This is a genomic window from Nitrobacter winogradskyi (assembly GCF_006539545.1).
GTDB classification, from domain to species: domain Bacteria; phylum Pseudomonadota; class Alphaproteobacteria; order Rhizobiales; family Xanthobacteraceae; genus Nitrobacter; species Nitrobacter winogradskyi_A.
This window is the reverse complement of the sequence record NZ_BJNF01000134.1, coordinates 1-4,692: the sequence shown is the minus strand read 5'-3', so window position 1 is coordinate 4,692 and position 4,692 is coordinate 1. Positions and strand designations below refer to the sequence as shown.

Below are 4,692 nucleotides of genomic sequence, written 5' to 3'. Positions count from 1 at the left end.
CATCGACCCTGCACTCGCCGCCAAGGGCGGTGAACTTTATGAAGGTCTATGCAAAGGGTGCCACTTGCCGCCGGTCGGCACCAAGGCATTTTGGAACTCGAAGGCGTGGTTACCGCCGAACAGCTTCAACCAAAGCTATCTTCAAATTGAAACAAAGGCCATTACCGACATCGGCACCGATCCTGGCGCAGGCCAAGGACATGCGGAATCGGAGAGTCACGCTCCCGGCCAGTTTAGAAATCACCGATAACGAGTTTGGGCCAGCCCTTGGCCAGGTGGTCGAGAAGGTGGTGACTCATTGGTATGACGCTCACAACGTTCCCGGATCAGAGCGCCCCGAACTGAATGGGTTCCGGCCAAACGCGATCCAACATCCGCTCGCCTACAAGATGCGGCCCCTTAACGGAGTGTGGGCAACACCGCCTTTCATTCATAACGGCGCTGTCCCCAATATCTACGCGCTACTTTCACCCGTCTCTGAGCGGCCGAAGACCTTCTACCTGGGGCGGCGAGAGTACGATCCCGTCTGCATGGGCTATCAGATAACGGCATCGGCCGCGCCTGAGGATAACCTTGATCTACGTTGCCTCGGCTCAAAACCGATCCGGAAGCCGCGCGGTTCACCGGCGGATTCAGACTGGACACAGCGTTGCGAGGCAACCACAATACCGGCCATGAATTCAATGATGGACCACATGTGAATGGCATAATCGGGCGCAAACTTACGCCGGACGAGCGGCGAGCACTGATTGAATTTTTAAAGACCATATGAACCGACGTCGACGCAGAGCGGCGGCAGTGCCAACAGCCAGGGTACGAGCAAGTCTAACTTCTTTCATCACGCGGGAGCATGTCATGGCAGGCGGCTCGCACAACTTGGTCGTTATCTCCGACGGAACGGGTGTTTGCCGTCAGCGCTTCTAAGACAAATTGGAGAACTTCACGAGAGAGGATTTCTGGTTCATCGTAGCCGCAAACCAAAATCTCTCCGTCGAGCTTCTTGATGCGGGTTGTAAGAAGCTGAATCTGTTCAGCGAACTGTATCAGCAGAGCAAAGCCGGCAGCGCCGGGGATTCTGTTCTCTTTCTCGCCCCGGAGAAGCACTAGGAGCTTTGCGATACTTGCCAGCCCGTGCCCGCGATAACGCCCAATTCGGCCATATGAGCACGCAGGGCATTTGCAGTCTGGCTGTGCTGCCTCATCAGCATCTCTCGCGTTCGCAAGATCATGCTGGCTGCTTGTTATTCGGTAGTCTTCATGGGTACGAACCATGGAACGGTCCTTCCTTTGTGGTGCCTCTCTACGCGACCACGTCAGGCACTTGTGATGCCGGTTCGAAAGGCCGTTCCACACCGTCACTTTGGATGCAGTTCGGGGGATGTGTGGCGCATTGATTGGAGGAGAATCCACGCCATGCAGCACACTCCACCGCTCCAGCCTAGTAGCGCTACGTTTCGCCGTATATGAGCGCGCTAAAAATATCCGAGATTTTCCCCTCCATTGAGCTCTGGCCGAGATCGTAGCGACTATCGACTCACCGAATTGGCGATACCGTGCCAAATTTGGTCCTTCAACACGATCAGCGGCGGCGGGGGTATCGTCACCGGCGGCTCTGTTCTGCTGATGCCATCGACAGTTAGACTGGCAATATAAATCTCTCCATCCGTATAGTATGGATCACCCTCGCCGTTTCGGCCGAACAGCGTGGGGCCCGTTCCTGAAACGTGGAAGAAGCTTTGAACCACGCCCACTTCCTGCAAATCGTGCATCAGGAGATCACGTTCGGCATCGATATTTGGCGCGATATGATGGGTTACCTGACCGGTGTCATGGCTCAGTCCAACTCCGCTATCGAAGGTTATTGAACCAAGCCACACCGGGCGGCCATCTATTCCGTTCTCAAGGACCTGCCAGAAGCGGACGTGATGCCGGCGGTCCGCGCCCCTGCCATCGGGTTTTTCGAAGGCGAACTGTTCTTTTCTTCCTTCGAAATAAAGTGGACTAACAGGTGCATCTCGATATGGCCTGCCGAGTACTACGCTTCCCACTATCTCGATGCTCGTACGGAACGTGATTGGATCGGCCGAAAACCAGCCTGCTTTATGCATGGTACGGAGTACGTCGTCCTTGCGTCCAACGAGTCCGACGTTGAGAGCATCGCCGGGGATGCCCTCAACGGTTCGTGTCACCATGGGCAAGAAGGCAAGGCCGGGTTCGTTCTCGTGATGGGTCCACAGGGCGGGCAGCACGATATAGGCGAGCGTCAAGTAGGCGACGACTGCGCAGACCAAAGCAATCCATCGTCGCCGACCTGCAATTTCCTTCGTGCGCTTCGACCGCCAACTCACGCGAATCTCTCTGAATAATCGGCGCTGCTTACCACTCTGCTGTGAAACTGCTGCGAGGCAGTCAGTAAATCCCATATCCAAAGGCTGACATCGCCTTTATCGGCCCGAGCCATCTGAGCGGGAAACGGACAACAGGGTCGCAATTATCCCAATACGGAGCTGCCATTGCAAGCTGAAGGTACATCGCGCACGCAGCCTACGCATCGCCAAGTCTCTTTCCCCGATTGTCATTCGGCATGCAAAACTGGCTCTGACTCTCATCTGATGATTTTTCTGCCGAGCTTGCGGTTCGCCAACCGGGGAACAGCGCCATGCGAGCCGGCATTCGAATTTCGTCGCTTGTGCCGAGCGGGTTGGTTATCGAGAGCGTAAGCGATTCATCTGACGCGATTAAGATCATGCTCAATCAAAAATTAAGGCTTGAGTCTGGCTCAACGCAGTTAAACCAGGCTCAAGAGCCTCTTCGCTTCTGATGGAATCAGAAGCGGGGGCTTTCTGGTCGTGATCTGACGCATTTCCTTCAGGCGAACAGCTCATCCGCTTCGCTCGAAAGCGCTAAGATCAATCCTGCAGCATAGAACGCGAGACATCAGAACCGGTATCTCAGGGCGATCGACATCCGGCGCGGCTCGCCGAAGGCAGAGTAATACTTGGTCTCCACCGCCGCTCGATAAGTCTTGTCGAACAGGTTGCTCACCGTCATCACCAGTTCGGCGTTCGGGTTGATCTGGTACTTCGCCATCAGCCCCACCAGCAACAGCGCGCCACTGCGGATCCTTGCGGTCTCACCCGTGAACCAGCTCACATCGTCGCGATAGATCTGGCTGCGCGCCGACAGGTTGCCGCCCAGCGTCCAGTCCGTGCCGGGCACCTTGTAGGCGGTGGTCAGGCGCATGTTGTGGCGCGGCAACCAGGTGCCGTAGCGTTCACCGCTCAGTTCGCCGGCCGCGTACTTGCTGTCCACGAAGGTATAGCCCGCCATCATTTGCCAGCCGGGCGACAGTTCTCCGCTGAGGCCCAGGTCGACGCCCTGGCTCACCACCTTGTCGGCGGCGATGTAGCAGACGCCGCCGCAAGCATTACTCGGGTCGGGCAGGATGGAACTATCCGGCCGCGCCAGATTGGTCTGGTCCAGGCGGAACAAAGCGGCCGACACGTTCAAACGCTTCTCCAGCAGTTCGCCCTTGACGCCCACCTCGTAATTAGCGCCGACCACCGGTGCGACCGTGCCGCCGTCCGCGCTCCTTTGGGTTTGTGGCCTGAAGATATCGGAATAGCTGGCATAGACCGACACCTGCTGCGTGAGATCGTAGGTCAGGCCGGCATAGGGGCTGACGACGCCGGTTTCCTCGGTGCTGGTGCGTCCCGTCAGGAGGTTCTGATCCTTGTAGTTGCTGACGCGCGCGCCCGTGATGAGCTTGAGCCCGTCCGCCAGGTTGAAGCGGGTCATGCCATAGGCACCCAACTGGGTGATTTTCGTATCGTTGAAGTAAGGCGTGCCATCGGGCACGTCGCCAAGCGACCCCGGATCGAAAGTATAAACATTGATGGGCATCTGTATGGAATAGCCCGAGCCGCGGAAGGCCCAGCGAAAGGAAGACCCGTTCACGCCGAATGCCGCTTCGTGCCTGCGCCCGAACAGATGAAACGGCCCGGAGGCATACACGTCCACCGCGTTGGAGTCGGAGCCGCCTATGATGTTGCGTTGCCGGCTGAGTCTCAGGCCATCACCCGTTGTTGGATCAAGCTCGCCGGAGGCGTAAGCGTAACGAAAACTGTCGGTATTGTTTTCGCTATGCATGACCCTGGCCTTGAGTTGCCATTCGCCCGCCAGTTGCTGGGTCACGCCCAGCGTGGTCATCATTAAATCCTTGGTGTCGCGGTTGTTTCCATCGGCAAAAAGAGCGGAACGGCGGACGCCCCACTCGCTGCCGTCGGCCGCGAACGGCGGGCCGACGTGGTTGCGGCCGGTGTCCCGTTGATACTGCACGCTGGCTTCCAGCATGGTGGTGTCCGTCAGGTCGGCTTCGACTATGCCATAGACCGCCCGGCGGTCGCGGAACGCGTAGTCCACGAAGGATTTGCTGTTGTCGACCAGGGCCACCAAACGCCCTCGAACGCTTCCGTTCGCGGTAAGCGAGCCGGAAACATCGCCCACGACGCGCCGCCCGTTCCACGACGCCAGTTGCGCATCGGCCTGCGCCTGGAAGGTCGCGGTAGGCCGCTTGCGCATCAGGTTGATGGTGCCGCCCGGTTGACCAGCGCCCGCCAACAGGCCGGACGCGCCCTGAAGCACTTCCACCCGGTCAAGGAAGGCGCTGTCGATCTGCGGATTACGGCCGTT

General features: G+C 58.2%; 4 protein-coding genes and 1 pseudogene. 2 read left to right on the top strand and 3 right to left on the bottom strand.

Annotated features, from left to right (window positions below):
• Window positions 1-250: pseudogene (locus tag NWI01_RS19465) on the top strand (di-heme-cytochrome C peroxidase); the annotation flags it as partial.
• Complete coding sequence (locus NWI01_RS20425) at window positions 201-701, top strand: c-type cytochrome (RefSeq protein WP_367399577.1); 501 nt, start codon at window positions 201-203, stop codon at window positions 699-701. The pseudogene NWI01_RS19465 and the gene NWI01_RS20425, both read left to right, overlap by 50 nt.
• A 124-nt stretch (window positions 702-825) precedes the next feature.
• Here NWI01_RS20425 and NWI01_RS18410 read toward each other — a convergent pair whose 3' ends face one another.
• The 3 genes from NWI01_RS18410 to NWI01_RS18400 form a co-directional block, all read right to left on the bottom strand.
• Window positions 826-1,272, bottom strand: coding sequence for a hypothetical protein (locus NWI01_RS18410; RefSeq protein ID WP_141385386.1), 447 nt, complete (start codon window positions 1,270-1,272; stop codon window positions 826-828).
• Between the two features lie 254 nt (window positions 1,273-1,526).
• The gene (locus tag NWI01_RS18405) at window positions 1,527-2,267 is read right to left on the bottom strand and encodes an LssY C-terminal domain-containing protein (RefSeq protein ID WP_307723476.1); all 741 of its coding nucleotides are present in this window, start codon (window positions 2,265-2,267) and stop codon (window positions 1,527-1,529) included.
• A gap of 670 nt (window positions 2,268-2,937) precedes the next feature.
• Entirely contained in the window at window positions 2,938-4,674 is a 1,737-nt protein-coding gene (locus NWI01_RS18400; protein WP_283809270.1) for a TonB-dependent siderophore receptor, read from the bottom strand.
• Window positions 4,675-4,692 lie beyond the last annotated feature (18 nt).

What these genes read in the sequence shown, in the direction of transcription:
- NWI01_RS18410 (WP_141385386.1), bottom strand. Translation starts at nt 1,272, where the DNA reads ATGGTTCGTACCCATGAAGACTACCGAATAACAAGCAGCCAGCATGAT.
- NWI01_RS20425 (WP_367399577.1), top strand. Translation starts at nt 201, where the DNA reads ATGCGGAATCGGAGAGTCACGCTCCCGGCCAGTTTAGAAATCACCGAT.